Below are 25,554 nucleotides of genomic sequence, written 5' to 3'. Positions count from 1 at the left end.
TGGTATGGCGAGTCTCAGGGATCTCGGGCTGTCCGAGTACGAAGCGCGGTCCTACCGGTCGTTGCTTCGGACGGGGCCGACAACGGCAAAGGAGTTGTCTCGCGCGAGCGACGTTCCGATGGGGCGGATCTACGACGTGCTGAACAGCCTCGAACAGCACAGCCTCGTCAGGAGTCAGGCCGCGAGTCGGCCGAAGAAGTACGTCGCGGTCGAACCCGACACGGCGCTCGACCGACTGCTGGAGAGCAAACGACGGGAACTCCGGGAGAAGGCCGAACAGTACGAGGGCGTCGTCGACGAACTCACCGAGGAGTTAGAGACCGCAGAGCCGGTCCAGAGCCAGTTCTGGACGGCCGCCGTCGGGGCCGAAGAGTGGATCGAACTCCTCGTCGAGCGTCTCGCCGCGGCCGACGACTCGCTGGTCGTCGTCGCCGGCAGCGTCTCCCCGCAGTTCGACCTGGGGACCGTCGGCGACAGGGTCGTCGCGGAGTTGGAGGAGGCGCTGGACCGCGGCGTCGACGTGTCGGTGCTGATGGCGCCCGAACTGGTCGAGTCGCTCCCGCAGAGCGTCGGCGAGCGGTACACCGAGCGGCTCGCGGACCATCCGACATTCTCGGTCCGAACGGCACCGGAACTCTCCGGGACGTTCGAACTCATCGACGACGTCGAGGTGTGCATCGAGGTGCCGAACCCGCTCGACCCCGGTGAGGCGTTCGCGATGATCGACCTGAAGGACCCCGAGTTCGCCGCCGACGTCAGGGAGATGTTCGATCCGCGGTGGGAGGCGGCCGAGCCGCTGTCGCTGTCGGCACTCGCCGAAGAGTGAGGTCCAGCCCCAGCGGAACGTGGTCGAGCGAGGGGAGGGGTTCGGGTCGGTCAGTCCGGGGCCGACTGCTCCGGTTCCACGCCGTTCGATGCGGCCCAATCGCGTGCCGGTCGATTCAGTTCAGCGCTCTGCCGTCCACTTCTGCGCGGAGCTGTTCGAGCGTGACCTCGCGTTCGGCGTGGGCGTTGTGCTGGTGGATCGACTCGTCGTTCGACTGCTTCATGTGGACGACAGCGTCGTCCGCGAGGTGGTCGAACTCGTCGACGACCTGCTCGGCCATCGAGCGGACGCAGTCCTCGACGAACTTCGCGTCCGCGTGGGCGTGATAGGTCATATAGTCCTCGTCGGGGCGCTTCGCGAGGTTGTAGATCCGCGCCGACATCGAGTCCCGTGCGATCTCGACGACGTCCATCAGGTCGACGTCCGGCGATCCGTCGGCGGTGACCGTGAGCGTCGCGTGGCCGCGCTGGGAGTGCCCCGGCTGGGGGACCTGCTCTAGGAACTCCTCGATCGTCTCCTCGTCGACGTCGAGGTCGCGCATCACGTCGCGGGCGCGGGAGGCGGACATCCCCTGCGAGCAGGGACAGACCGTCATCCCGACGACTTTGGCACCGATCTCCTCGCGGGTCCCCTCGTCGGTGGCCGTCGCGCTGGCGACGATCTCGATCGTGCTCTGCGTGGAGAGTTCGCTCGCCGGCGTGTCCTCGCGGACGACGAAGTCCGCCGTCATCCGCACCTCGGCGGTCGAGGTGTACTCGTGCTTTTCGAGCAGCCGTTCGGCCACGTCGCCGCAGAGGTCCTCGACGCGATAGGCGGGCTCGGCGACGGCCGATTCGAGCGTCTCGTCGATGACCTGCATGTTCCGGCTCATATCGATTCCCTTGCGCCCGCTCGGGAGGTCGACGAACACCTCGAACTCCGCGGTCAGGATGAGCGGCCGCTTGGTCTCGCGGGCGAGTTTGACGAGTTTTTCGACGCCCGTCACGCCGACTTGACTCAACCCCACCGTGACGTCGGGTTGGCTTGCCTGGACGTCAGGAAGCTGGTGACTCATTGTCACACGGGAAGGACGCAGTTCGATTAACGCTTTCGTTAGCCGAAACTCGTCGCTAGCGGAACGGTCAGGGCCAGTCGTCGCGGCCGCTCGACTCGAAGTGGTCCTCCGTCTCGGCGTCGCCGGCGAGCGTCCACCCCGCCGCCTCGGCCGCCTGTTCCAGCGGGAGGTACTCCCACTCGGCCGCCGCGGCGAGTTCGGCGTCCTCATCGCTGGTCCCGACGAAGACGTGCCGCTCGGTGTCGAACTGGGTCTTGACGTTCTTCAGGCTCTCCTCAACGCCGCGTGGGCCCGAGAAGAAGTCCTGTCTGACCCGGTGTTTCCGCGTGAAGTTGGTGACGACGTAGGTGGGCTTTTCGCTCACGACGCCGACGTACTCGGTCCACTGGCGGGCGTCGTTGAAGACCGCGTTCGGGTCCGCCAACGCCTGCAGCGCCGCCAACTCGAACGCCAGCGTCATGTCGGCGTCGCCGCCGGGGCCGCTCGGTGACGAGGACTCGTCGCTCATACCCGCCCCTATCGCCTACCCGCCGAAAACTGCATCGGTCGCGCGCGGTGTCGCCCCCGCGGCCGGGGGGTAGAACGGGACCGTCTCATACCGGTCCCTCCACTTGTTACCGCCGAGCGCCGCCCCCGCCGACGGCATTCGGCGGCACGAGACGAGCCTAATCAGCATCAAACGACGCGGTAGTAGGCGGTGAAGCGAACGACGTCGCCTGCCGCCAGCCCCGGGGCGTCGATCAGCCGCGTAGTCCCGTCGATCGCGTCGAGAAAGTCGCGGCGATCGGACGGCGACAGTTGATCGACGTCCCGCACTCTGTCCCCGGAGTCGACCTCGGCCGGGTCGCACTCGACGACGACGCGCCCGACGTCGGCGTCGCCGTGCGTTCGAACGGATCGTGACATACGCTACCAAATGACAGGAAAGATCATAAAGATTGGGGCGAATCGGGGGACGGGACGCTCCCCACTCGTGACGGCGAGAAGAACGGGCCGCCCGGAGGAGAGGAATCCGACGCGAGGAACGAGTCGTACGTCCGGAGAACAGCGCCGCAGCGTCGCGTCTGCCGGGCCGAGTCGCGCTCGATGGACAGCCGCCAGCGACGGCTCCGAGGAACCCGCGCCGTCACTCGGCGGGCGTCTCTTCGAGGTCGAGTTCGTCGAGCTCGAAGGTCTGCTGCATCAGGACGTCCTTCTGGTCGGCGACGACGCGCTGTTCGCGCATCAGTTGCTTGAACTTCGTCTGCGGGGAGAGGTCCCCGATGAGGACGCCGCCGACGATGCGGCCGTCTTTGAACGCCAGCCGCCGCCACTCGGTGTCGGAGTACTTCGCTTCCGCCTCGTCGTCGCCGAGCGTCGGGTGGCCGAAGGAGAGAAACGGGAAGTCGAAGTGCGTGATCGAGTACGAGGAGACCCACTCGAACGGTTCCGAGCCGTACTCGACCATATTCTGCGCCGCGATCGACCCCTGCTCTTTCGCCGAGCCCCACGCGCCGTTCTGCGCGCGCTCGCCGAGGATGAGGTCCTCGAACTCCGTGATGTCGCCCGCCGCGAAGACGTCCTCGTGGTTCGTCCGCATGTACTCGTCGACGACGATGCCGGTGTCGGTCTCGATCGGCGTGTCCTGTAAGATTTCGGTGTTGAAGTTCAGGCCGATCGCGATGCCGACGAAGTCGGCGTCGTACTCGTCGCCGTTGGGGTCGACCGCCGTCGTGACGCGGCCGTCGTCGTCCGTCTCGAAGTGGTCGACGCCGGACTGAAACACCGGTTCGACGTCGCGCTCGCGCAGCGCCTCGTGGATGATCTCCGCGCCCTCTTCGGAGAGCGCGTAGCGCCACCAGCAGTCCCCGCGCATCAGGTACTTGCCCTCGACGTCCTGGGCGGCGGTGATCGCCGCGAGGTCGATACCGAGCAGGCCCGCGCCGACGACGACGGAGCTGTCGGCCCCCTCGATGTGGGATTTGATCGCGCGGGCGTCCTGGAACGTCCAGAAGTGGTGGACCCCTTCCGCGTCGGAGTTATCGACCGGGAGCTGCGTCGGCGTCCCGCCCATCGCGAGGAGGAGCTTGTCCCACGAGAACTCCTCGCCCTCGTGCGTCTCGACGGTGTGCCCGTCGACGTCGACGTCGACGACGAGCGTGTTGAGTTCGAGGTCGATGTCCCGCTCGGCGTACCACGACTCGTCGTGGATCGAGATCGGCGCTTCCGGGAGCTTCCCCTTGGCGAACTCCTTGATCAGGATCCGATTGTAGAGGGCCTCGCCCTCGTCGGTGATGACGGTGATGTCGGCGTCGGGCTCCTCCTCGCGGAGGGTCTCGGCGGCGGAGCTGCCGGCGACACCGTCGCCGATGATGACGTACGACTGGGTCATATTCGAGCGATTCGGCTTCGGGGTTAATGTGGATTGCTATCCGATCGGCTGCTGATTTGTCAACGTTTCACGGTCAGTCTCGACCGAGTATTGTGAAATTCGTGCAAGTGGCTGCCGGTTCGTCGGTCGATCGCCGCGACCGCGCCTCACTCCAGTTTCCCGAGCGCCTCGAAGAAATCCGAGGCCGGACCGGCCATCCGCACCGGCTCGTCCGCGATGCCGACGGTGACCTCCGCGGGAGCGCCGACCCGCTCTCGGATCCGGCCGTCGACGACGACGACGGCGTCGTCGGCGTCCGAGACGGTGACCGAGACGGTCGCGTCGCGGTCGACGACGAGCGGCGGGGTCCCGTCAGCGGCGGCCATCCCGGTGACGACGATGCCCGAGACGCCGGGGTGGATCAGCGGACCGCCCTCGCTGAGGTTGTAGGCGGTGCTACCGGTCGGCGTCGAGACGAGCACGCCGTCGGCGTGGCAGTCGGCGTACGCCGAGCCGTCGATCGACACCTCGATCGAGGCGCCGCCGCCGTGGCCGCGGCGGGGCCCCTGCACGACGACCTCGTTGACGGCGGGCGGCAGCGTCCACCCCTCGCCGCTCGCCGCGAGTCGGGGCATCGACCGCGTCGGGAGTTCGCCGTCGGCCCGGAAGCGGCGGACCTCGGCCATCACCGCGTCGACGGCGTCCTCGGGGCTGACGGCGTTGAGAAACCCGACCTCGCCGAGGTTGACGCCGAGCACCGGCGTGGTTCCCGCGCCGTGGGCGGCGAAGAGGAACGTCCCGTCGCCGCCGATGCTCACCACGAGGTCGGCCGCGTCGAACTCGTCGACGTCCCGCCCCTCGACGTCCAGTTCGGCGGCCGTCGCCGTGTCGACCCACACCGTGAGGCCCTCCGAGACGAGTCGCTGCCGGATCTCGCTCGCCAGACGGGCCGTCCGGTCGTTCCCCCACTGCGCGACGATGGCCACCTTCATCTCCGTCGCAGCGTTCGACGCGACGTCCAAAAAGGGCTCCGTCACGGGCCGACCGCTCGTGGCCCGCCGGCGATCGGCTCCGTTCTCGGCAGGATCGGACACGAACCTGGAAACGACGCCCCGGCGCGACGACGCGGACGACGGGCAACATTGATAGCCGCCCCGGTCGACGTGGAAACGACGGCGATGGAACCGAGCCGCCAGGGCGCAGTGTGTCCGAACCGGACGGCGAGTACGGCGCCACCGCGGTGTGGGGTGGCCCACCGTGAGTGACGACGACGACTGGTTCGAACGGGCACTCCGCGAGGAGGAGGGCGCCGAGGACGTATCGCCGAAGGACGGTGATTCGTCGCCGAAGGGCGGAGAGTCGGACGGTGACGTCCCGCCGGGATCGAACGGGTCGAAGAGCGACAGCCCGTCCCCGGACGGATCGGCGGGCGAGAAGACGGACGGCGAGGCGCCGACCGACGGCGCCGAGGCGGCTGCCGGTCCGAGCGGAGGTGACGGTCCCGCCGACTCCGAGGAGGACCCGTTCGGTCAGGACTTCGCCACGGCGCTGGAGAACGCCCCGGATCCGGGGACGGACCGGCCGTCCGGGTTCGACGGCGGAGCGAACGAGCCGTCGTCCGCCGAATCGGACGACGGCTTCGGCGACTTCGGTGGCGGGGGCGGATTCGGCGGCGAGGGTGGCTCCGGTGGTGACGAGTTCGGGTCCGGTGGTAACGACTTCGGTTTCGGTGACCCGTCGTCCGAGGGCGACGCGTTCGGCCCCGCTGGCGGCGAGGAGGAGTTCGACGAGGAGGCGTTCGACTCCGATCTCGAACGGCTCGAAATCGGGATCGAGGGCCTCGACAGCATGATCCTCGGCGGCGTCCCGCGCCGGTCGCTGATGGTCGCAGTCGGGTCGGCGGGGACCGGGAAGACGACGTTCGGCCTCCAGTTCCTGAATCACGGCCTCGAAAACGGCGAGTCTGCCGTCTACATCACGTTAGAGGAGAGCCACGACCGCATCCTCGACACCGCCGGCGAGAAGGGGTGGGACTTCGAGGGCTACGTCGAGGAGGGCCGTCTCGCCGTCGTCGACATCGACCCCATCGAGATGGCGAACAGCCTCGACAGCATCCAGAACGACCTGCCCGACCTCATCGAGGAGTTCGGGGCCGACCGGCTGGTGTTGGACTCCGTCTCGCTGCTGGAGATGATGTACGAGAGCGCCCCGAAGCGACGGAGCCAGGTGTTCGGCTTCACCCGCGCGCTGAAGAACGCCGGCATCACGACGCTTCTGACCTCGGAGGCGAGCGCGGAGGACCCCTACACCTCGCGGTTCGGGATCGTCGAGTACCTCGCCGACGCCGTGTTCGTCCTCCAGTACGTCAGAGAGAGCGACTTCCGGGAGACGCGGCTGGCCGTCGAGATCCAGAAGATCAGGGACGCGAACCACTCGCGGGCGACGAAGCCCTACGAACTCACCGAGTCGGGCATCAGCGTCTACCGGCAGGCGAACATCTTCTGAGCGGACGGTCCGTCGCTCCCTCGCGAGGGACAGTGACCAGGTCGACGGCGATCAGTACAGCAGTTCGGCGTCGTCCTCGATCATATACAGCGCACGCGCGGCGATGTTGACCGCGTGATCGCCGACGCGTTCGAGGTCGCGGACCGTAAGCAGGAGTCGTGAGATGTCCTGGAGGTACGACTCCGCGTCGGCGTCGTCCTCGCCGAACGGGTCGTGTTCGATGAGGTCGCGGACGACGGTCGAACTCGCGGCCTCGCACATCGCGTCGAGGTCGTCGTCGCGCTCGGCGACGGCGTAGCACGCCTCGGAGTCGTCGTTCGCGTAGGCGGCCATCGCGGACTCGAGCATGTTCAGCGTCTCGACGCCGATCTGCTGGACGTCGACCTCCGGGAAGACGTCCCGGTCGGCGTCCATCGCGTACTGTGCGAGGTTGACCGCGAGGTCGCCGATCCGTTCGAGGTCGGTGATGATCTTGAACGACGCCGCGATGAAGCGGAGGTCGGAGGCGACGGGTTGCTGCAGCGCGATCAGGTCGACGCAGTCGCTCTCCAGGTCGAGGTACATCTGGTTCACCTCGTCGTCGCCGCCGACGACCTCCTCGGCGAGTTCTCGGTCCTTCTGTTCGAGCGCGTCGAGTCCGAGCCGAAGCCGCTCGGCGACGACTTCGCTCATGTAGAGGACGTCGTCGCGGAGGTTCGAGAGGGACTCCTGGTATTCTTGTCTTGGCATACTGTATTACCCGAACTTCCCGGTGATGTAGTCTTCGACCCGCTGGCTCTCGGGGTTCTCGAAGATCTTCTGGGTGTCGTCGAACTCGACGAGCTCCCCGCCGGTCAGGAAGACCGCGGTCTGATCGGAGATGCGGGCGGCCTGCTGCATGTTGTGCGTGACGATGACGACCGTGTAGTCCTCGGCGAGTTCCTCGATGAGGTCCTCGATCTGTGAGGTCGCCACCGGGTCGAGCGCGGAGGCGGGTTCGTCCATCAGGAGGACCTCCGGGTCGGGCGCGATGGCGCGGGCGATGCAGAGCCGCTGCTGCTGGCCGCCGGAGAGTTCCAGCCCCGACTCGTCGAGTTGGTCCTTCACCTCGTCCCACAGCGCGGCGCGCTTCAGCGACTCCTCGACGATCGCGTCGTAATCGCCCTCTTTGTCCTGGATCTTCAACCCGTAGGTGACGTTGTCGCGGATGCTCTTCGGGAACGGGTTCGGCTTCTGGAAGACCATCCCCACCCTTCGTCGCAGCGCCACGGGGTCGACGTCGTCGTCGTAGACGTTCTTCCCGCGGAGGTAGAGGTCGCCCTCGACGCGGGCGCTGTCGATGAGGTCGTTCATCCGATTGATGCAGCGGAGAAACGTCGACTTGCCACACCCCGAGGGACCGACCATCGCGGTGACGCTCTGTTCGGGGATCTCCATCGTGATGTCCGAGAGCGCCTGGTCGTCGTCGTACCAGACGTCGATGTGCTCCGCGCGGACGACGGTGTCGCGCGTCCACGACCCGCCCGAGGAGGCGTCGACGCTTCCGCTGACGTCCGTCTGGATGTTCATCCCGTCTGCGGTCGGATCCGCCGACTCGTCTCTCTCCGCCGGTTCGTTCCGATTCTGTTTGCTCGTTGAGTTCTGGCTCATTGGGATCTGGCTCGTTGGGTTCTGACTCACTGTGTTCGCTCGAACTTGTTCCGCAGCACGATCGCGACCGAGTTCATCGCCAGGAGGACGGCGAGAAGCACGACGACGCCGGCGGGGACCGCCTTCGTGTAGAAGTCCTCGCTGGCGAAGAGACTGGACCACGCGTACACCTGCAGCGGCATCGCGCTCACCTTCGAGCCGAGCGCGGTGGGGAGGTTGAACACGACGTTCGGCGCGCCGATCATGATGAGCGGCGCCGTCTCGCCGATGGCCCGCCCCAGCGCGAGGATCGTCCCGGTGAGGATGCCGGGGAACGCCTCGGGGAGCACCACGTTCTTGACCGTCTGCCAGCGCGTCGCGCCCATCCCGTAGGAGGCCTGCCGCATATCGGAGGGGACAGAGCGGATCGCCTCCCGCGCGGAGATGATGACGATCGGGAGGATGAGAAGCGCGAGCGTCGCGCCGCCGACGAGGACCGTCCCGGCCGAGCGCCCGAGGTACGTCACGAACACGCCCAGGCCGAGCAGCCCGTACACCACGGAGGGGACCCCCGCGAGGTTCGAGATGTTGACGTCGACGAACCGCGTGAGCGCGTTGTCGCCGGCGTACTCCTCCAGGTAGACCGCCGCGCCGACGCCCACGGGGAACGACAGCGCGGCGACCGTCGTCATCAGGAGGATCGACCCGCCGATGGCGGGGTACAGCCCCGCGCTCTCGGCGGTCCCGCTGTGAGCGCTCGTCAGGAATCCCCAGTCGACCCACGACTGCGGCCCGGCGAACCCGAGGGCATCGACCGCGACGGCTCCGAGGAGCGCGCCGCCGACGACCGTCGCCGCGAAGGCGAGGCCGAGCGGGGAGCCCTCCTCGGTGAACGCCCCGCGCCAGGCGTAGGCGCCCGTCGGGACGAACGCGACGGCCGTGATCACGACCGCCGGGACCGAGTCGACGCCGACGAGCGGCCCGGCGGCGCCGGCGACGGCGCTCGCCGCGAGGGCCGCGCCGGCCGCGTACAGCCCGGCCGACGTGTCGCGGACGCCGGAGACGTAGGCGCCGGTCGCCGCCGCCGACGCGCCGCCGACGACGGCCGTGACCATCATCCAGTCGACCGGAATGACCGGGATCGACTGGACGAACGCGACGAGGCTCGGGAGGACCCGTGGCGCGCCGACGGCGTCGCCGATCGGCCCGGGGAGGCCGAACAGCGAGAGGTAGAAGACCGCCGTCGTCGCCGCGAGCCGGGTCGTAAACGGGATCCGGTGAGCGTAGCGGGTGAGGCCGATCGTCGCGGCGAGGGGGACGACGAGGCCGATCGCGAACGCCAGGGCGACGAGCGGCGGAACGACGTCGATCACGAGGAGCGCCACGCCACCGCTGAACATCAGTGAGACGACGAGCGTCCCGACGAGAAAGGCCCCGAAGGTGAGCGCCGCGGGGTCGCGACGGCGCACGGTCCAGCCCGCGAGGGCCGTCGGGACGACGAGCGCGAGGAAGAACGCCAGGTACCAGCCGGGGTCGGCCGTGAGCGGCCGGATCGCGTCGTTGGCGACGTAGAGCAGCAGGACCGCCAGCATCACGATGCCGAACATCGTCGCCGCGAGCAGCAGATAGCGGAAGACGGTGCCGACCGTGCGGCTGACCTGTCCGAAGCCCTCGATCGCCCCGGTGTCGGTTTCGGCTGCCATCTCAGTACTCCTCCCGGTAGCGCTGGGCGACGAAGTCGCTTATGACGTTCATGACGAGCGTGATGACGAAGAGGACGAGCCCGATCGCGAACAGGCTCCGGTAGGCGAGGCCCCCGCCGGTGATGTCGCCGAGGAGCAGTTGCACCATCGCGGCGGTCATCGGGAGCGACCCCTCGAGGAACGAGGCGGGGTTGACGGGGTTGAGGAACTGCGCCCGCGACCCGGCGGCGATCGTGACGGCCATCGTCTCGCCGATGGCCCGCGAGAGCGCGAGGATGAACGAGGAGAAGATGCCCGAGAGCGCCGCCGGGACCACGATCCCGGTCGCGACGTCGAACTTCGTCGCGCCCATCCCGTAGCCGGCCTGCCGGAGTTCGTCCGGCACCGCCGACATCGCGTCCTCGCTGATCGAGGCGACCATCGGGATGATCATAATCCCGACGACGATGCTCGCAGACAGCATATTGAACGTCCCGATGCTCGGGAGGACCACCGAGAGCGCCGGCGTGATGTAGATGAGCGCGAAGAAGCCGTAGACGACCGTCGGGACGCCAGCGAGGATCTCAAGCGCGGGTTTGAGCAGCGACCGGGCGCGCTCGCTGGCGTACTCGCTGAGGTAGATCGCCGTCGCGACGCCGAGCGGGATGGCGATGACGGCCGATCCGAGCGTGATCATCACCGTCGCCGAGACGAGCGTGAGGACGCCGAACTCGCCGCTGTTGATGTTCCAGGTCGTCCCGGTGAGGAAGTCGACGATCGACGCGGTCGGACCGGTGACGCCCAGGAGCGGTGCCGTGAGCGAGAAGAACCTCGCCGCCTCGGTCACCAGGAGGGCGACGATGCTGATCGTCGTCACGATCGAGAGCGCGGCGCACAGGAAGAAGAACGTGCGCGTCAGTAGCTCTCGCGGGGAGTTTTCCGTCTGTTTCGTGATGTCCGTCGTCAGTTCGTCCGTGCTCATGTGGTCATTGTTTCAGTGGCGTGTCAGTCAGTCAGTGCGGTGAGTCCTCCGGAAAGCGGCTCAGGCCGATCCGCCGACCGCGCTGTCTATCTTCTCGAGCATCTCGTCGCGCTCGTCCTCGCTGAGCGGGACGTAGCCGACCTCGTCGGCGACGATCGACTCGCTCGTCGAGTTTTCGATCCAGAAGCGCGCGAACTCCGCGATGTGCTCCTCTTCGAGCGCGGACACCTTGGGGTAGGTGAAGAGCGGCCGCGAGAGGGGCGTGTACTCCCCCGACAGCGCGGTGTCGAGCGACGGCTCGACGTAGTCGCCCTCGCCGTCTTTGATCGGGACGGCCTGTACCGTGTCCTGGTTCTGGCTGTAGTACGCGAAGCCGAGATACCCCATCGCGTACTCGGAGCCGGCGACGCCCTGGATGATCGTCCGGTCCTGCTCGGTCGGAGAGTAGTCCTGGCGATGCCCGCCCTCCTCGCCGATGACCGTCTCGTGGAAGTAGTCGTACGTCCCCGACGCGTCCGAGGGGCCGTACAGCTCCAGGGGCTCGTCGGGCCACTCGGAGTTGACGTCCGCCCACGTCTCCGGCGGCGACTCCGCCGACCAGATCTCGTTGAGCTGCTCGACGGTGAGCCCGTCGCCGAGGAAGTCGTTGTCGTTGTTGACGATCACGGTGAGCGCGTCGGTCGCGACCTTCAGTTCGACCGGCTCGACGTCGTTGCCCCCGCACTGTTCTTCCTCCTCGGGCTGGATCGGCCGCGAGGCGTTGTTGAAGTCGGTCTGTCCCGTACAGAAGTAGTTCGCGAAGCCGCCGCCCGAGCCCGTCGACTGGAGGCTGATACTGACGTCGCTGTGCTGCTCTTCGAACCGCTCGGCCATCGCGCTGGCGAGCGGGAACACCGTCGACGACCCGGCGATCGAGATGTCTCCCGAGAGTCCGTCGGACCCGCCGTCCCCGCCCGAGCCGGAACCGTCCGAACCGGCTTCCGTCGGCTCGTCGGTCGCGTCGCCGCTCGGGTTGTCCTGCGTACAGCCCGCCAGGCCGGCGACGCCCAGACCGCCGGTGGCTGCGAGGAACTCACGACGTGAGAAACGACTGTTGCGTTCGGATTGCCGCGTCATTACCTCTCCGTATCCGTAGTTAGAATAAAACCGCTACTAATATAACTATATAGAAAAAATACCAGACAATACTCGACCGGAGATAGATCAATTGCTCTCTGGCGTGCGCCGCAGGGAAACAGTAGTGTTCAAAACAGCCGATGATAGATCGGTTATTCGATCTTTGATCGGTGAAAGTCCCACATTAGTCCAATTGCTTTCGCTCTAGGAGATCGCAGAGTCGATGCCCGATTTCGCCCGGTGAGACTTTCGGGTACATATCTCAGCGGCTCAACGTGTTCGGGACCGAAGTCGACCGTCTCGTGCCGGTTGCTATATAGTAATAGCCAAATTTATATTCCGATGATCGCTACGGCCTCGTATGGTGGAAACGCGGAAAGTTCAGGTCACCGGGGGCTCGACGTTCACGGTCTCCATTCCGAAAGAGTGGGCGACGGAGAACGACGTCTCGGCCGGAAGCGTCGTCGAGTTCTACCCGGAGGGGGACTCGCTGTTCCTGGCACCGACGAACGGGGACGAGCGGACCGAGGGGAGCCTCGACGTGACCGACCTCACCGGTGACGAACTGACGCGCGCGGTGATGACGATGTACGTCAGCGGCTTCGACATCATCACCCTCGAAAGCTCTCGGATCACGACCGATCAGCGGCGGACGATCCGGCAGGCGACCCAGAGTCTCGTCGGGCTCGAAGTCCTAGAAGAGACCCGCGATACGGTGGTCATCCGCGACCTGCTCGATTCGGCCGAACTGTCGATCCACACCGCCGTCAGACGGATGCGGCTCATCGCGCTGTCGATGCTCTCGGACGCGGTCGAGGCGCTCGCCGAACTCGACACCGATATGGCACGGGACGTGATCCAGCGCGACGACGACGTCGACCGGCTGTGGATGGTCGTCTCCCGCATCTTCCGCGCCACGCTCCGGACGCCGAAGGCCGCCGAGGAACTCGGCCTGCCCCGCGAGGTCTGCTTCGACTACCAGTCCGCGGCGCGCCAGCTCGAACGCGTCGCCGACCACGCGACGAAGATCGCCCACCTCACCCTGGAGTTCGAGAAGCCGATCCCCGAGGAGGTCGTCGACGCGCTCGCGGAACTGCACGAGGAGGCCCGGACGATCATCGACGACGGGATGGACGCGCTGCTCGCGGACGACAGCGACGAGGCCACCCGGCTGGCGAACGAGGCCCGCGAGTCCGTCCAGGTGATCGACGAACGCGCGCGGAAGATCGACGAACTGCTTCGTGATCTTGACCCCGCACGCGCGCAGCTCCTCGGACTCATCGTCGATTCGGTGTCGCGGAGCGCCGACTACGGCGGGAACATCGCGGAGACGGCGTTGCAGAAGGCCGCGCCGACGCCGTGAGTCGAGATCGAGAGAGAACGAGTTACTCGTCGTCGACGAGGACGGCGTTGACCTGACCGGTCTGGCCGGGGCGGGACGTCACGCGGGCGCGCCCCTCCGACGTCTCGATGACCGCGCCCTTCGTGATGATGTTCCGGCGGACGTAGTTGACGTTCGCCGGGTTTTCGACCACGTTCTCGATCGTCGCCTCGGCGACCTCGCCGTCGGTGGCAACCTGCGCGGTGTTCGCCGAGAGCGCGCGCACCTTCTCGTTGTTGCCGCGGGAGTCGATGACCTGGAACCGGGGTTCGCCGACGGTGGTCTCGGCGGGCTGTCGGCCGAGCTGGTGGCGGGTCTTCTTGTGCGAGCGCCGGCGTCGACCGCCGGTGCGCTTCCGCTTGGAACGTCCTTGGTCCTGCATACGGGGTAACTGGCCGGGTGAGTACTTGAATCGCACGGAGTGGCGGCGCGGCGATCCCCCTCGTCTCACGCGGGAGAACGGAAGCGACGGCCGCGCGGCTCATCGTCGTCGGGTCGCGGAAAAGGAAGCAGCCGTCCGGGAACGGCCCGGACGGCCGCTGCCGCCCTGAATTGGTCCCCGCTGACGCTTCGGCCCTCCAGACGAAGCGTCACTTGAGCGAATGGGTGGAATGTACTTAAACGTGCCGTACCCGGTCAGAAGTTTCCGGAAAATCCGCGGTCGGTCCTCCGTCACGCGAGACGTTTTTGTCGCCGTGGCCCCTCCGTTCCCCAATGAGTGAGTCCAGATGAGCGGGAGTGACGCCGTCGAGCGCGCCCGGCGCGCCGCCGACAGCCACGAATCGCTCGAACCGAGAGACGACGACCGCTACGCGGTCGCGACGACGGTGTTCGACGCGGACGTCGAGGTCGGCTCGGCGGACGGGTACGCGACGTTCTCTGTCGCCGTCCGCGTCCCGATGCTCGACGCGGTCACGGCCGATCGGGTCGCGCCCGTCGTCGAGGACGGCTGGTTCGACACGTTCGCGCTCCGAGTGGAAGACGTCGACGGCGTGCTCCGCGGGAGCGACGACGTCGGCGTCGAGGTCGAACGGACGGGAGAGGAGGCGGTCGTTCGCGTGGAACTGTCCGACCTCGACGCGAAACGCGCCGCCGACGACGCGGTCGCGGTCGTCGAGTACGTCGAGGGGACGTACGTCGAGGGCGTCATCCCCGGGTACGAGTACACCGAACCGGTGACGGATCTCATCCAGCAGGCGGCCGACGCCGCGGGCGGCAGTCGGGGCGGGACGCCGCTTTGAAAACGTCGCCGGCCGCGCGCCGCGCCGGGACGAAAGCGATCGTCGACCGTCTCATACCGATTACCCTCGTCTCTCCCCGCCGAACGCCGTAAAGGAGGTTGCACTCGGCGGTGCGAAGTGAGAGTACCCGGTCTCAGTCCATCGCGATGTACGTCTGGGTGTTCTCGATGCCGGCCATCTCGTGGATCGCCGTGGCGATGTCCTTGACGTCGCCCGGAGTGTCGACGCGGACCTTCACGATGTAGTCGATGTCGCCCGCGACGACGCTGATGGACTCGACGCCGCCGTCGACGGCCTCCATCTCCGATTTCAGCCGGTCGACGTCGCCGGTCGAGGCCTTCACCATCACGTAGGCGGTGACCATCAGGCCGCACCTCCCTCCGGTTCGGGAGCGAGCGTCTCGCCGACGATGAGCTGTCTGACCTCCTCGAGGACGTCGAAGTCGGCGAGGACGGCGAGTCGGTCCCCGACCTCGAGGGAGTCGTCCGACAGCGGCAGCCCCATCGGCTCGTCGGCCTTCCCGAACGCGACGATCCGGGAGTTCGCCGGGAGCGCCACCTCCTCGATGGTGTAGCCGCGCATCGGCGACTGCTCGGTGACGGTCATCAGGACCACCTGGAGGTGCTGGGCGACGTCGGCGATGGCGTGGATCGAACCGCCGAGGAGCGCGTTCTTCGCGCCGATCGCGCCCAGCCGCTCGGGGTAGACCACCTCGTCGACCTCGTCGGCGTACTTCTCGTAGACCTCCTCTCGGTAGTCCTCGTCGACGCGGAGCACCGTCCACGTCCGGTGGTGTTTGGCGATCGAACACGCCGCGAAGTTCACGTTCAGGTCGCTCGTGAGCGCCCCCAGGCCGTCGGCGTCCTCGATGCCCGCCTCCGAGAGGACGTCCTCCAGCGACCCGTCGCCGTGGACCACCTCGAAGCCGGCCTCGCGGGCGCGTTCCACCCGGTCGCGGTCCAGTTCGACGAGCGTGACCTGGTGCCCCTCGTCTCTGAGAACCCGGGCGGTCCGGAGTCCGACGCGACCTGCACCAATGATAACGAACCGCATACAGTGCCGTACGCCGGCGGGCGTGAATAATGTTTCTCCGGAACGTCCGTGAGGTACCTGCGCCCCGGCCGGACCGGGCGGTCCGAACTGCCGACCGCGCTGGGTCGGCGCAAACACTTTGAAACGGTACCGCGTACCGTGGTAGTATGGTGCACGCGTTCATTATGGTGAAGACCGGCCCGGGGAAGTCCGAGCAGCTCGTCGACTCCGTCCGGGGACTCGCGAACGTCACCGAGGCGCACGTCGTCGCGGGCGCGTACGACATCATCGCGGAGACCGACGCCGAGGAGGTCTACGAGGTGCTGAACGCGTCGGCGAGCGACATTCAGGGACTGACCGGCGTCACCGACACGAAGACCTACATCGCGATGGACTGAGACCGGGTACTCTCGTCTCTTCCCGCCGAGCGCCACCCCGTTGCCGGCGCTCGACGGTGAAAAGTGAGAGTAATTAGTATGACGGGCGTCGGCGCGGCACCGGAGCCGAACCCGTAAAGTCCTCCGCACCCCTACCGCCGGTATGGCCTCGGTCGTCGGACTCGTCCTGTTCGGAGCGGTGCTCGTGGTCCACACCCTGTTCGCGGCGGTCCTCACCCGGTTCTTCCGGCTTCGGCTGAAGACCCAGTGGGGCTACGTGATCTACTCGTTCGCGATCATCCCCGTGGTCCTCCTCGTGACGACGCTCGTCTTCTTCGGCGTGTTCCCGATCGGTGCGGGATTGAACCTCGGCGGGACGGCGCTTCTGGGGGCGGCCGTCGGACTCCCGCTGGCGCTCGGGTTCACCATCGATACCCTGTACGTCCCGCCGCCAGAGGAGATCGATCTGCCCGATCGGACCTGAGAGGGAACAGTCGATCGGATCTGAGTGGAAAACGGTCGATGGACCCTGAGAGACACCAGCCCGTTCCGCCGCCGACTGTCCGGGTCGCCTACGACAACTCGTCGCCGACCAGCCGTTCGACGTGGTCGCCGACGACGTCGACGACCTCGGTGAGCGGCCGCGTCGCGTCGACGCGGACGAAGCGCTCGGGGTCGGCCTCGATGAGCCGTTCGTAGTTTTCCCGGACCCGTTCGAGGTACGCCGCGCGCTCGAACTTGTTGGTCGCGCCGGCCCTGGCGGCCGCGGTCTCGGGGTCGACGTCGAGGTAGATCGTCGCGTCCGGCGGGTGCGAGAAGACGCCGTGGATCTCCTGGATGTACTGCAGCGGGTCGCGCGCGCCGCTGAGATACGACTCCGAGAGCGACGCCGCTTGGTAGGCGAACCGCGAGTCGGTGTAGCGGTCGGAGATCACCACGTCGCCCTCGGCGAGCGCCGGTCGGACGACCCGCGAGAGGTGATCGGCGTGGTCGGCGGTGAAAAGGAAGAGTTCGGCGAGCGGGTCGGCGTCGTCGTCGCGCATCGACCGCTCGACGGCGTCGCCGTACCACGAGTCGGTCGGCTCGCGGGTGAAGGTCGCCTCGGAGTACTCGTCTTCGAGGGCCTCCCAGGCCGTGGTCTTCCCGCTGCCGTCCAGTCCCTCCAGCGTGAGGAGCATGCTTCGAGGTGGCGGGAAGGAGCGTTAAAACTCCTCGGAGTCGGCGGCGTCCGTTTGCGCCGTTCCACCCGCGGCTACCCGGTCCGCGAGGCGGCCTTCGAGAGCCCGTAGACGCCGATCGCGACGAGGACGATCGCTCCGCCGGCGGCGACGTCGTACCAGTACGACAGCGTGACGCCGGCGACCGTCGAGAGGAGTCCGGCCCCGACCGCCGCGGCGATCGAGCGCTTGAACCCGCGGACCGGCGTCGCCGCCGCGACCGGGATCACGAGCATCGCGGCGACGAGGATGACGCCCATGATCTGCATCGCGGCGACGACGACGGCGGCGGTCAGGACCGCGAGCAACCGGGTGTAGCGGGTGACGTCGAGGCCGGCGGCGCGGGCGCCGACCTCGTCGAACGTCACGTAGGCGAGCGGGCGGTACGCGACGGCGACGACGCCGCCGACGGCGACGCTCATCGCCAGGAGGACCGCGGCGTTCGCCCTGGAGACGGTCGCGAGCGACCCGAAGAGGTACGCGTTGATGCCGACCGCGATCCCGCCGTCGGTCGCCGTCACGAGCACGCTCCCGACGGCGAACGACCCGGTGAGAACGATCGCGAGCGAGGTGTCGCGGTACGTGCCGGCGTGGTCGACGAGCGCCTGGACGGCCAGCGCGGCGGCGGCGGCGACGACGAGCGCGGTCAGGAGCGGCGGGACCGTCAGCGCGAAGACGCCGTTGACGAACAGCCCGGCCGCGACGCCGGCGAACGCCGAGTGCGCCAGCGTGTCGCCGATCATCGCCATCTCGCGGTGGACCAGGAAGCTCCCGACGAGCGGGCCGATGACGGCGATGCAGACCGCCGCCAGGTAGGCCCGCTGCATGAACGGCGAGGCGAGGATCTCGATTCCGGTCGCAGCGGCGAGTAGATCCAGCGCCGTCCCCCAGACGTCGTCGAGGACGAGGTCGACCGCCCGGTCGAGGGAGGCCGCGAGCGCGACGTGGGCGTCCGCGGACGTCGGGAGTGCGAGGGCCGGAAGCGGTGAAGCGGAGACCATCAGTGGTCGTGGTGGACGACGTGTTGGCTCCCGCCGTAGGCCTCGGCCAGGGCGTCGGTCTCGACGAACGCCTCGGGGCTGCCGTGGAAGTAGAGCTCGCGGTTGAGACACGCGACCTCGGAGGCGTGGGTCGTGACGACGCCGATGTCGTGTTCGATCAGCACGACCGTGATCCCCCCGGCGTTCAGTTCGTGGAGGAGTTCGTAGAACGACTCGCGGGACTCGGCGTCGACGCCGGTGGTCGGTTCGTCCAGCGCCAGGAGGTCGGCCTCGCCGGCGAGCGCGCGAGCGATGAACACCCGCTGGCGCTGGCCGCCCGAGAGGCGGCCGACGCGTCGGTCGGCCAGGTCCGCGATCCCGACGCGCTCCATCGCGGCCTCGACCGCGCGGCGGTCCGCCTCGGAGAACCGCCCGAAGAGCCGCCGCGGGTACCGCCCCATCCGGACGACCTCCGAGACGGTGATCGGCATCGCCTCGTCGGCGTTCGCGACGTCCTGGGGGACGTAGCCGATCCGCTCGCCCTCGTCGAACTCGGCGGCGGGAACGCCGAACAGCGAGACGGTCCCGCGATCCGGTCGCCGGAGCCCGATCATCAGCTCCAGGAGGGTCGTCTTGCCCGACCCGTTCGGCCCGACCAGTCCCAGGAACGCCCCCGCCTCGACCTCGAAGGAGACGTCCTCGACGACCGACCGTCCGGCGTATCCGAACGTGACGTCTCGGACGTCGATCGCGGCCATCAGGCCTCCAGCGCGCGTTCCAACGTCGGGAGGTTCACGTTGCGCATCACGTCGAGATACCCCCACTCCTCGGTCTCCCACTCGTCCGTCAGTCCCGGCATCGAGGTCAGCGGCAGCACCGCCTCCGCGTCGGTCTCCGCGACGAGTTGCTCCGCGGCCCGCCGGGATTCCAGCGGGTCCGCGCAGACGTACCGCAGGTCGTGCCGATCGATGACCGTCTGCGCGCGCTCGATGTCCCGCGGCGTCGGACGGTCGTCGGGAGAGACGTTCGTCAGCGCTTCGACCTCGACGCCGTAGCGGTCGCCGAAGTACCGGAGCGAGTTGTGGCCGGCCACGAGGACGACGTCTCTCGACGCCTCGTCGACCGTCGATTCCAGCCGTTCGTGGAAATCCTCGACACCCGAACGGAACGACTCGGCGTTCCCGGCGTACGTCCCGGCGTTCTCGGGATCGATCTCCGATAGCGCGTCGCGGACGGTTCCAACCGATGCTCCGAGTCGGAGCGGGTCCATCCAGAAGTGCGGGTCGATTCCGCGATTGTGGTCCTCGTGATCGTCTTGGGTGTGATCCTCGTGATCGTCCTGGGTGTGGTCCCTGCCGTAGTCGGCTTCGGCGTGTTCCTCGTCGTGCTCGTCCGTCCCGTGCTCGTGCTGATCCGAGTGGTCGTGAGCGCCGTCGGCCGACAGCAGGTCGACTCCGCTCGTCACGTCGACGGTCGCCACGTCCGAACCGTCGGCGGCGAGGTCGCCGAGGACGTCGTCGACCCACGGCTGGAAACCGACCGGCCCGTGAACGAACAGCGCGGCGTCGTGGATCGCTTCGCGGACCCGCGGTCCGGGCTCCCACCCGTGCCCGTGCTGTCCGACCGGAACGAGCAGTTCGGTCGCCGCGGCGTCGCCCGCGACGTTCGCCGTGACGTCTCCGAACACGAAAAACGAGGACCGTACGGTGGCTCGCCCGGCTTCCGAGTCGTCGCCGGTCGTCGCTCCGCCGACGCAGCCGGCGCCGGCACCCAGCGCGGCCACCCCCGCTGCCGTCGCGAGCAGCCGACGTCTTGTTGTCTCCATCTGTTTAATAATATATTGCTTAGTTATAATAACTTTGCCATCGTGAACGCGATGGAGATAATAACCGATTCGGACGAGACCGAAGGGCCGGCGCGGAATCTGATCGGCAGTTAGCTTTACGTCGGCACGGAGAGATATCACGGGTATGAAAGTACTTGTCGTCGGCGGAAGCGGATTCATCGGAAGCACCCTCTGTGGCGAGTTGAAGCGCCGGGGCCACGACGTGACGGCGCTGTCGCGGAGTCCCGGCAGCGACGACCTCCCGAAAGGAGTCAACAAAGTGATGGGTAACGTCAGGGAGTACGGCTCCATCCGCGAGGCGTTCGAGGGGAAGGACGCGGTGTACAACCTGGTCGCGCTGTCGCCGCTCTTCAAACCCAGCGGCGGCGACAAGATGCACGACGAGATCCACCGGAGGGGAACCGAGCACGTCGTCCGCGCCGCCGAGAAGCACGACGTCGACCGGTTCGTCCAGATGAGCGCGCTCGGAGCCGACCCGGACGGGCCGACGGCGTACATCCGCTCGAAGGGCGAGGCCGAAGAGATCGTCACCGAGTCCGTCCTCGACTACACGATCTTCCGCCCCTCGGTCGTCTTCGGCGACGGCGGGGAGTTCGTCTCCTTCACGAAACTGCTCGCACCCCCGTACGTCAGCGCGCTTCCGGGGGGCGGCAAGACCCGGTTCCAGCCGATCTGGGTCGGCGACCTCGTGCCGATGTTGGCGGACGCGATCGAGGACGAGAAACACGTCGGGGAGATCTACGAGGTCGGCGGTCCCGACAAACTCACGCTCGCGGAGATCGCACGGATGATCCACAAGTCCGACGGCCGGTCGACGACGGTCGTGCCCGTGCCGATGGGGCTGGCCAAGATCGGACTCAGCATCGGCGACCTCGTGCCGGGGTTCCCGATGGGGAAAGACCAGTACCGGTCGCTGCAGTTCGACAACGTCACCGACGACAACGACGTCGACGCCTTCGGTGTGGGCGTGGGCGAACTGACGACGCTGAAGTCGTACCTGAACGGACGGGTCGGCGAGGCGGGCGCGGGGAGCGCGGCGGCGACGTCGGACTGAACCGGGTGAGTCGGGACCGTGTCGACGGCCCGGTTGCAAATATAAATCCTGAGAAATAGAGCGCCGCTTCGTGGGAAGCGGGTTCTAATGACCGATTAAGACCCCGGCGCTGTCGTGCGGTTATTCCGGTATGGACTTCCTTACGGACGTTTCGCACCATCACAAGGTTTATGTCCGCGTTTGCACTGGGTTACACGCAATGGCGAGGGGACCCGATACATGAAGCTTGCAATGATCGGTTTCGGGCAGGCCGGGGGAAAGATCGTCGACAAATTCGTCGAATACGACAAACGCCACGACTCGGGGATCGTCCGCGCGGCCGTGGCGGTCAACACGGCGAAGGCCGACCTGATGGGACTGGAACACATCCCGAAGGACCAGCGGGTCCTCATCGGTCAGTCTCGCGTGAAGGGTCACGGCGTCGGGGCCGACAACGAACTCGGCGCCGAGGTGGCCGAGGAAGACATCGACGAGGTCCAGGGGGCGATCGACAGCATCCCGGTCCACGAGATCGACGCGTTCCTCGTCGTCGCCGGACTCGGCGGCGGCACCGGCAGCGGCGGCTCGCCCGTGCTCGCGAAACACCTCCAGCGGATCTACACGGAGCCGGTGTACGGACTGGGGGTCCTGCCCGGCAGCGACGAGGGGGGATCTACACGCTGAACGCGGCGCGGTCGTTCCAGACGTTCGTTCGGGAGGTCGACAACCTCCTCGTCTTCGACAACGACGCCTGGCGGAAGACCGGCGAGTCGGTGCAGGGCGGCTACGACGAGATCAACGAGGAGATCGTCACCCGCTTCGGCGTCCTGTTCGGGGCGGGCGAGATCGGGCAGGGCGGCGAGGTCGCCGAGAGCGTCGTCGACTCCTCGGAGATCATCAACACCCTCGCCGGCGGCGGCGTCTCGACGGTCGGGTACGCCTCCGAGACCGTGGAGAACGACTCCTCCGGCGGCGGCCTGCTCTCTCGGATCACCGGCGGCAACGAGGAGAACGAACTCGACACCGCCCACACGACCAACCGGATCACCTCGCTCGTCCGCAAGGCCGCGCTGGGCCGTCTCACGCTCCCCTGTGAGATCGAAGGCGCCGAACGCGCCCTGCTCGTGATGGCCGGCCCCTCCCAGCACCTGAACCGGAAGGGAATAGAGCGCGGTCGCAAGTGGATCGAAGAGCAGACCGGCAGTATGGAGGTCCGCGGCGGCGACTACCCGATCAGAGACTCCGGGAAGGTCGCGTCCGTCATTCTCCTCTCCGGCGTGACGAACGTCCCGCGGATCAAGGAGCTACAGCAGGTCGCCATCGAGGCGCAAGAGAACATCGACGACATCCGAGAGGAGAGCGAAGACAACCTGGAGAACCTAGTAAACGATGACGAAGACGAGCTGGAGTCGCTTTTCTAAGCTCGCGCTGGCCTGTCTTTTCGTCCTCTCCGTCGCGACGGTCCCCGCCGCCGCCGTTTCGGTCGGCGACTCGACCGTCACCAGCGACGCCGAGGTCGGAACCGAGGTCACCGCAACAGCCACGCTGACCGAGTTGTACCAGAACCCCTCGCTGGAGGAGTGGACGCTCGCGGGGAGCACCGAACTCACGGACGTGACGTGGACGGTCGTCTACTACGATCAGACCGGCGCGAAGGTCGGCCAGGAGTCCTACGACGGGCAGTCGTTCTCCGGCGCGGGGGTCGTCGCCGACGACGGCACTAGCGAGGTCGAGATCCGCGTGACCGGGACGGTCCCGCAGGTGGACGACTACGCGTACGAACCGCCGCAGTCGTTCACGGTGATGGCGCTCGAACAGACCCGCGAGGGCGGCTCGACAAACGAGATCGACACCTGGACCGCCACGCACTACACCCAGGAGAGCCGTGACGCCCGGAACGCGATCGACGACGCCGCCTCGACCGTCGAAGAGGTGAGCGACGACGAGGCCGAGCGTCGGCTCGGGAACGCGATCGAAGCGTACGACGGCGAGGAATTCGGCCTCGCGACCGATCTCGCCGGACAGGCCGAAGAGCGCGCCCAGCAGACCCAGCAGTCGAACCAGCGGATGCAGCTCATCCTCTACGCCGTGGGCGGGCTGGTGGTCGTGGGCCTCCTCGTCGGCGGGTTCCTCTACTGGCGCTCACAGCAGTCGGGCCACGACAAACTCGGCTGATCCCGACCCGAAGCCCCTCACCTCGATGCGTATCATCGTCCCCTTCACGGACCGCGATCCGAAGAGCCGCCTCACTCCCGTTCTCTCGACGACCGAACGCCGCGAGTTCGCGCTTGCGATGCTGTGTGACGTCGTCGACGCGGTCGAAGGCGTCGGCCACGAACCCGAACTGCTCGTTCCCGAGCCGCTGGACTTCGAGGGTCCCGCTACGGGCGACGACGCTCCGGGCGTCGGACTCGACGCCGACGCGGTGGAACGGCTCGAATCGCTCCCCGCGACGGTCGACGACAGGCCGCTGACGGCAGCCGTGAACGCAGCGCTCGACGACGGGTCGGATCGGGACCCGGTCCAGGCGGTCGTGATGGCGGATCTCGCGCTCGCGACGCCGACGGCGCTCCGACGGCTGTTCGCCGCCGGCGGCGACGTCGCTATCGCGCCGGGGCGCGGCGGGGGGACGAACGCCCTCGTCGTCCGCGACCCCGGCTTCTCGGTCGACTACCACGGCGCGTCGTACCGCGATCACCGCCGGATCGCCGCCGAGGCGGACCTGCCGGTGGCCGTCGTCGACTCGATGCGGCTGGCGACCGACGTCGACGAGCCCTCGGACCTCCTCGAAGTGCTCCTGCACGGCGACGGGCGGGCGCGGCGGTGGCTCGTCGACGCCGGGTTCGAGGTCGGAAGCGGGAGCGACGGACGGGTGGGCGTCCGGCGTCGGTAGCACGGTCACGATCGACGGGTGAGCGTCCGGCGTCGGGGTGGCGAACAGTCGGCACACGCGCGGTCGCGGGGCCTCGAATGCGACCGCTCGGCTCCCGCGTCGACGTGCCGAGCGACCGCGGCCCGACGCGGGGTGAATCTCACGTCACGGGGCGACTGGTCGCTCTCTCCTATATAAACGCACGTCCGTCGGACGGACCGGAGCGCGTCCGACAGGGATGCCGAAAGCACGACGGTTTTTGTACGTCCGTGACGCAGATGGCGCACGATGGTTCCCGCGGCCGAGGAGTACGGCGTCGACGTAGAAATCGAGGGATCGGAGGTCGACGAGCTGCTCTCTGTGACGCCCGGCGACGTCGCCGCCGCGGCCGAACTCACCTTCTCGCGGAACGTCTTCCTCCCGCTGACGACCGCCTGTCGCTACACCTGCACCTACTGCAGCTACTACGACGTGCCGGGGGAGGCGACGTTGCTCTCGCCGGAGGACGTCAGACGGCGGCTCCGGATCGGCGCGGACGCCGGCTGTACGGAGGCGCTCTTCACCTTCGGCGACGAGCCGGACGAGCGGTACACGGAGATACACGAGCAGCTCGCCGAATGGGGCTACGACGACGTCCTGGGGTATCTCCGCGACTGCTGTGAGATGGCGCTCGAAGAGGGGTTGCTCCCGCACTCGAACCCCGGCGACCTGACCGAGGCGGACTTCGAGCGACTCGCGCCAGTCAACGCGAGTATGGGCGTGATGCTGGAGACGACCGCGGACGTCCGCGCGCACTCGGGGACGCGACGGAAGACGCCGGGACAGCGGCTGAACACGATCCGCGCGGCCGGGGAGGTCGGCGTCCCGTTCACCACCGGCGTCCTCGTCGGCATCGGCGAGACGTGGCGCGACCGCGCCGAGAGCCTGCTTTCGATCCGCGCGCTCCACGAGCGCTACGACCACGTCCAGGAGGTCATCGTCCAGAACGTCGTCCCCAACGAGCGCTCCGAGTTCGACCGGCCGTCCGTCGAGACGATGCGGCGCGTCGTCGCGATGGCCCGCGCGGCGCTCCCCGAGGAGGTGTCCGTGCAGGTGCCGCCGAACCTCTCGCCGACGCGCGAGCTGCTGGACTGCGGCGTCGACGACCTCGGCGGCGTCTCGCCGGTGACAGACGACTACATCAACCCCGAGTACGAGTGGCCCGCGCTCCGGGAGTTGGCCGAGCTGGCCGACGACGCCGGCGTCCCGCTGTACGAGCGGCTGCCGGTGTACGACCGGTATCTCCCGGCGGGGTTCCGACGCGACGGCTTCGGGGGCCGACCCGCCGAGGGAACGTGGCTGTCAGACCCGATCCGGGAGGCGATCGACGGCGACGACGTCCACGGGCGGCGGTTCCGCAGGGTGGCGGTCCGAGACGGACCGCTTCGATCGGGCTCTCGGTGAGGCGGTCCG

At 67.7% G+C, this 25,554-nt stretch carries 27 protein-coding genes and 1 pseudogene; 11 read left to right on the top strand and 17 right to left on the bottom strand.

The window, feature by feature from the left end; all coding sequences use genetic code 11:
• The first annotated feature begins 4 nt into the window (after positions 1-4).
• On the top strand, positions 5-826 hold the full coding sequence (locus tag DV707_RS03650; protein ID WP_103990565.1) for a TrmB family transcriptional regulator: 822 nt from the start codon (positions 5-7) through the stop codon (positions 824-826).
• 115 nt (positions 827-941) lie between these two features.
• On the opposite strand, the gene mptA is transcribed toward DV707_RS03650, so the two are convergent.
• The 5 genes from mptA to DV707_RS03625 form a co-directional block, all read right to left on the bottom strand.
• Positions 942-1,880, bottom strand: coding sequence for a GTP cyclohydrolase MptA (mptA, locus tag DV707_RS03645; protein WP_103990566.1), 939 nt, complete (start codon positions 1,878-1,880; stop codon positions 942-944).
• A 67-nt stretch (positions 1,881-1,947) separates the two neighbouring features.
• Positions 1,948-2,388 carry a DUF7124 domain-containing protein gene (locus DV707_RS03640; RefSeq protein WP_103990567.1) on the bottom strand — a complete coding sequence of 147 codons (441 nt, stop codon included), beginning with the start codon at positions 2,386-2,388 and terminating at the stop codon, positions 1,948-1,950.
• Positions 2,389-2,555: 167 nt separating this feature from the next.
• Positions 2,556-2,786 (bottom strand): hypothetical protein, encoded by a 231-nt coding sequence (locus tag DV707_RS03635; RefSeq protein WP_103990568.1) that lies wholly within the window; start codon positions 2,784-2,786, stop codon positions 2,556-2,558.
• A 220-nt stretch (positions 2,787-3,006) separates the two neighbouring features.
• On the bottom strand, positions 3,007-4,251 hold the full coding sequence (locus DV707_RS03630; protein WP_103990569.1) for an NAD(P)/FAD-dependent oxidoreductase: 1,245 nt from the start codon (positions 4,249-4,251) through the stop codon (positions 3,007-3,009).
• Positions 4,252-4,397: 146 nt separating this feature from the next.
• On the bottom strand, positions 4,398-5,222 hold the full coding sequence (locus tag DV707_RS03625; protein WP_103990570.1) for an NAD(+)/NADH kinase: 825 nt from the start codon (positions 5,220-5,222) through the stop codon (positions 4,398-4,400).
• Positions 5,223-5,487: 265 nt separating this feature from the next.
• On the opposite strand from DV707_RS03625, the gene DV707_RS03620 reads away from it, so the two are divergent.
• A complete protein-coding gene (locus DV707_RS03620) occupies positions 5,488-6,735 on the top strand; it encodes a KaiC domain-containing protein (RefSeq protein ID WP_103991235.1) in 1,248 nt (415 codons plus the stop codon).
• 51 nt (positions 6,736-6,786) lie between these two features.
• On the opposite strand, the gene phoU is transcribed toward DV707_RS03620, so the two are convergent.
• From phoU to DV707_RS03595, 5 genes are all read right to left on the bottom strand, one after another.
• A complete protein-coding gene (gene phoU, locus DV707_RS03615; RefSeq protein WP_103990571.1) occupies positions 6,787-7,464 on the bottom strand; it encodes a phosphate signaling complex protein PhoU in 678 nt (225 codons plus the stop codon).
• A 6-nt stretch (positions 7,465-7,470) separates the two neighbouring features.
• Positions 7,471-8,283 carry a phosphate ABC transporter ATP-binding protein PstB gene (pstB, locus tag DV707_RS03610; RefSeq protein ID WP_235010748.1) on the bottom strand — a complete coding sequence of 271 codons (813 nt, stop codon included), beginning with the start codon at positions 8,281-8,283 and terminating at the stop codon, positions 7,471-7,473.
• Positions 8,284-8,390: 107 nt separating this feature from the next.
• Positions 8,391-10,046 (bottom strand): phosphate ABC transporter permease PstA, encoded by a 1,656-nt coding sequence (gene pstA / locus DV707_RS03605; protein WP_103990573.1) that lies wholly within the window; start codon positions 10,044-10,046, stop codon positions 8,391-8,393.
• A 1-nt stretch (position 10,047) separates the two neighbouring features.
• Positions 10,048-11,007 (bottom strand): phosphate ABC transporter permease subunit PstC, encoded by a 960-nt coding sequence (gene pstC, locus DV707_RS03600; RefSeq protein ID WP_103990574.1) that lies wholly within the window; start codon positions 11,005-11,007, stop codon positions 10,048-10,050.
• Between the two features lie 60 nt (positions 11,008-11,067).
• Positions 11,068-12,123: a PstS family phosphate ABC transporter substrate-binding protein gene (locus tag DV707_RS03595; protein WP_103990575.1), complete on the bottom strand. Its 1,056-nt coding sequence runs from the start codon at positions 12,121-12,123 to the stop codon at positions 11,068-11,070.
• Positions 12,124-12,484: 361 nt separating this feature from the next.
• Here DV707_RS03595 and DV707_RS03590 point away from each other — a divergent pair, with 361 nt between their 5' ends.
• Entirely contained in the window at positions 12,485-13,486 is a 1,002-nt protein-coding gene (locus DV707_RS03590; protein ID WP_103990576.1) for a phosphate signaling complex PhoU family protein, read from the top strand.
• A 22-nt stretch (positions 13,487-13,508) separates the two neighbouring features.
• Here DV707_RS03590 and DV707_RS03585 read toward each other — a convergent pair whose 3' ends face one another.
• Positions 13,509-13,886: a 30S ribosomal protein S8e gene (locus tag DV707_RS03585; RefSeq protein WP_103990577.1), complete on the bottom strand. Its 378-nt coding sequence runs from the start codon at positions 13,884-13,886 to the stop codon at positions 13,509-13,511.
• A 346-nt stretch (positions 13,887-14,232) separates the two neighbouring features.
• On the opposite strand from DV707_RS03585, the gene DV707_RS03580 reads away from it, so the two are divergent.
• Positions 14,233-14,745 (top strand): DUF5813 family protein, encoded by a 513-nt coding sequence (locus tag DV707_RS03580; RefSeq protein ID WP_103990578.1) that lies wholly within the window; start codon positions 14,233-14,235, stop codon positions 14,743-14,745.
• A 133-nt stretch (positions 14,746-14,878) separates the two neighbouring features.
• On the opposite strand, the gene DV707_RS03575 is transcribed toward DV707_RS03580, so the two are convergent.
• On the bottom strand, positions 14,879-15,109 hold the full coding sequence (locus DV707_RS03575; RefSeq protein WP_103990579.1) for an Lrp/AsnC ligand binding domain-containing protein: 231 nt from the start codon (positions 15,107-15,109) through the stop codon (positions 14,879-14,881).
• On the bottom strand, positions 15,109-15,798 hold the full coding sequence (locus DV707_RS03570) for a potassium channel family protein (protein ID WP_103990580.1): 690 nt from the start codon (positions 15,796-15,798) through the stop codon (positions 15,109-15,111). The genes DV707_RS03575 and DV707_RS03570 overlap by 1 nt, the downstream gene beginning before the upstream one ends.
• 146 nt (positions 15,799-15,944) lie before the next feature.
• Here DV707_RS03570 and DV707_RS03565 point away from each other — a divergent pair, with 146 nt between their 5' ends.
• Both DV707_RS03565 and DV707_RS03560 read left to right on the top strand, forming a co-directional pair.
• Entirely contained in the window at positions 15,945-16,175 is a 231-nt protein-coding gene (locus DV707_RS03565; RefSeq protein ID WP_103990581.1) for an Lrp/AsnC family transcriptional regulator, read from the top strand.
• A gap of 142 nt (positions 16,176-16,317) precedes the next feature.
• On the top strand, positions 16,318-16,638 hold the full coding sequence (locus DV707_RS03560; protein WP_103990582.1) for a hypothetical protein: 321 nt from the start codon (positions 16,318-16,320) through the stop codon (positions 16,636-16,638).
• An 88-nt stretch (positions 16,639-16,726) separates the two neighbouring features.
• Here DV707_RS03560 and tmk read toward each other — a convergent pair whose 3' ends face one another.
• The 4 genes from tmk to DV707_RS03540 all read right to left on the bottom strand — a co-directional run bounded on the left by tmk (position 16,727) and on the right by DV707_RS03540 (position 20,176).
• Positions 16,727-17,332, bottom strand: a complete 606-nt coding sequence (gene tmk / locus DV707_RS03555) for a dTMP kinase (protein WP_103990583.1) — start codon at positions 17,330-17,332, stop codon at positions 16,727-16,729.
• 74 nt (positions 17,333-17,406) lie between these two features.
• Positions 17,407-18,372 carry a metal ABC transporter permease gene (locus DV707_RS03550; protein ID WP_103990584.1) on the bottom strand — a complete coding sequence of 322 codons (966 nt, stop codon included), beginning with the start codon at positions 18,370-18,372 and terminating at the stop codon, positions 17,407-17,409.
• Positions 18,372-19,109 carry a metal ABC transporter ATP-binding protein gene (locus DV707_RS03545; protein WP_103990585.1) on the bottom strand — a complete coding sequence of 246 codons (738 nt, stop codon included), beginning with the start codon at positions 19,107-19,109 and terminating at the stop codon, positions 18,372-18,374. Before DV707_RS03545 ends, DV707_RS03550 begins: the two co-directional genes overlap by 1 nt.
• On the bottom strand, positions 19,109-20,176 hold the full coding sequence (locus tag DV707_RS03540; protein ID WP_103990586.1) for a metal ABC transporter substrate-binding protein: 1,068 nt from the start codon (positions 20,174-20,176) through the stop codon (positions 19,109-19,111). Before DV707_RS03540 ends, DV707_RS03545 begins: the two co-directional genes overlap by 1 nt.
• 145 nt (positions 20,177-20,321) lie before the next feature.
• Here DV707_RS03540 and DV707_RS03535 point away from each other — a divergent pair, with 145 nt between their 5' ends.
• From DV707_RS03535 to cofG, 5 genes and pseudogenes are all read left to right on the top strand, one after another.
• A complete protein-coding gene (locus DV707_RS03535; RefSeq protein WP_103990587.1) occupies positions 20,322-21,251 on the top strand; it encodes a complex I NDUFA9 subunit family protein in 930 nt (309 codons plus the stop codon).
• Between the two features lie 219 nt (positions 21,252-21,470).
• A pseudogene (locus tag DV707_RS03530) lies at positions 21,471-22,651 on the top strand (tubulin/FtsZ family protein).
• Positions 22,620-23,405, top strand: coding sequence for a hypothetical protein (locus tag DV707_RS03525; protein WP_103990589.1), 786 nt, complete (start codon positions 22,620-22,622; stop codon positions 23,403-23,405). The pseudogene DV707_RS03530 and the gene DV707_RS03525 overlap by 32 nt, the downstream one beginning before the upstream one ends.
• Positions 23,406-23,430: 25 nt before the next feature.
• Entirely contained in the window at positions 23,431-24,123 is a 693-nt protein-coding gene (gene cofC, locus DV707_RS03520; protein ID WP_103990590.1) for a 2-phospho-L-lactate guanylyltransferase, read from the top strand.
• 267 nt (positions 24,124-24,390) lie between these two features.
• The gene (gene cofG, locus DV707_RS03515) at positions 24,391-25,545 is read left to right on the top strand and encodes a 7,8-didemethyl-8-hydroxy-5-deazariboflavin synthase subunit CofG (protein WP_103990591.1); all 1,155 of its coding nucleotides are present in this window, start codon (positions 24,391-24,393) and stop codon (positions 25,543-25,545) included.
• The last annotated feature ends 9 nt before the right edge of the window (positions 25,546-25,554 follow it).

Source organism: Halobellus limi (assembly GCF_004799685.1).
Lineage (GTDB): Archaea > Halobacteriota > Halobacteria > Halobacteriales > Haloferacaceae > Haloquadratum > Haloquadratum limi.
Note: the sequence above shows the minus strand (reverse complement) of the source record. Positions and strands in the feature narration are given on the sequence as shown.

Coding starts and splice junctions, on each gene's coding strand:
- DV707_RS03580 (WP_103990578.1), top strand. CDS start 14,233: ATGAGCGGGAGTGACGCCGTCGAGCGCGCCCGGCGCGCCGCCGACAGC.
- DV707_RS03640 (WP_103990567.1), bottom strand. CDS start 2,388: ATGAGCGACGAGTCCTCGTCACCGAGCGGCCCCGGCGGCGACGCCGAC.
- cofC (WP_103990590.1), top strand. CDS start 23,431: ATGCGTATCATCGTCCCCTTCACGGACCGCGATCCGAAGAGCCGCCTC.
- DV707_RS03570 (WP_103990580.1), bottom strand. CDS start 15,798: ATGCGGTTCGTTATCATTGGTGCAGGTCGCGTCGGACTCCGGACCGCC.
- DV707_RS03575 (WP_103990579.1), bottom strand. CDS start 15,109: ATGGTCACCGCCTACGTGATGGTGAAGGCCTCGACCGGCGACGTCGAC.
- pstB (WP_235010748.1), bottom strand. CDS start 8,283: ATGAACATCCAGACGGACGTCAGCGGAAGCGTCGACGCCTCCTCGGGC.
- DV707_RS03540 (WP_103990586.1), bottom strand. CDS start 20,176: ATGGAGACAACAAGACGTCGGCTGCTCGCGACGGCAGCGGGGGTGGCC.
- DV707_RS03585 (WP_103990577.1), bottom strand. CDS start 13,886: ATGCAGGACCAAGGACGTTCCAAGCGGAAGCGCACCGGCGGTCGACGC.
- DV707_RS03590 (WP_103990576.1), top strand. CDS start 12,485: ATGGTGGAAACGCGGAAAGTTCAGGTCACCGGGGGCTCGACGTTCACG.
- DV707_RS03650 (WP_103990565.1), top strand. CDS start 5: ATGGCGAGTCTCAGGGATCTCGGGCTGTCCGAGTACGAAGCGCGGTCC.
- tmk (WP_103990583.1), bottom strand. CDS start 17,332: ATGCTCCTCACGCTGGAGGGACTGGACGGCAGCGGGAAGACCACGGCC.
- phoU (WP_103990571.1), bottom strand. CDS start 7,464: ATGCCAAGACAAGAATACCAGGAGTCCCTCTCGAACCTCCGCGACGAC.
- pstC (WP_103990574.1), bottom strand. CDS start 11,007: ATGAGCACGGACGAACTGACGACGGACATCACGAAACAGACGGAAAAC.
- DV707_RS03595 (WP_103990575.1), bottom strand. CDS start 12,123: ATGACGCGGCAATCCGAACGCAACAGTCGTTTCTCACGTCGTGAGTTC.
- DV707_RS03535 (WP_103990587.1), top strand. CDS start 20,322: ATGAAAGTACTTGTCGTCGGCGGAAGCGGATTCATCGGAAGCACCCTC.
- DV707_RS03630 (WP_103990569.1), bottom strand. CDS start 4,251: ATGACCCAGTCGTACGTCATCATCGGCGACGGTGTCGCCGGCAGCTCC.
- cofG (WP_103990591.1), top strand. CDS start 24,391: ATGGTTCCCGCGGCCGAGGAGTACGGCGTCGACGTAGAAATCGAGGGA.
- pstA (WP_103990573.1), bottom strand. CDS start 10,046: ATGGCAGCCGAAACCGACACCGGGGCGATCGAGGGCTTCGGACAGGTC.
- DV707_RS03550 (WP_103990584.1), bottom strand. CDS start 18,372: ATGGTCTCCGCTTCACCGCTTCCGGCCCTCGCACTCCCGACGTCCGCG.
- DV707_RS03560 (WP_103990582.1), top strand. CDS start 16,318: ATGGCCTCGGTCGTCGGACTCGTCCTGTTCGGAGCGGTGCTCGTGGTC.
- mptA (WP_103990566.1), bottom strand. CDS start 1,880: ATGAGTCACCAGCTTCCTGACGTCCAGGCAAGCCAACCCGACGTCACG.
- DV707_RS03625 (WP_103990570.1), bottom strand. CDS start 5,222: ATGAAGGTGGCCATCGTCGCGCAGTGGGGGAACGACCGGACGGCCCGT.
- DV707_RS03565 (WP_103990581.1), top strand. CDS start 15,945: ATGGTGCACGCGTTCATTATGGTGAAGACCGGCCCGGGGAAGTCCGAG.
- DV707_RS03525 (WP_103990589.1), top strand. CDS start 22,620: ATGACGAAGACGAGCTGGAGTCGCTTTTCTAAGCTCGCGCTGGCCTGT.
- DV707_RS03545 (WP_103990585.1), bottom strand. CDS start 19,109: ATGGCCGCGATCGACGTCCGAGACGTCACGTTCGGATACGCCGGACGG.
- DV707_RS03635 (WP_103990568.1), bottom strand. CDS start 2,786: ATGTCACGATCCGTTCGAACGCACGGCGACGCCGACGTCGGGCGCGTC.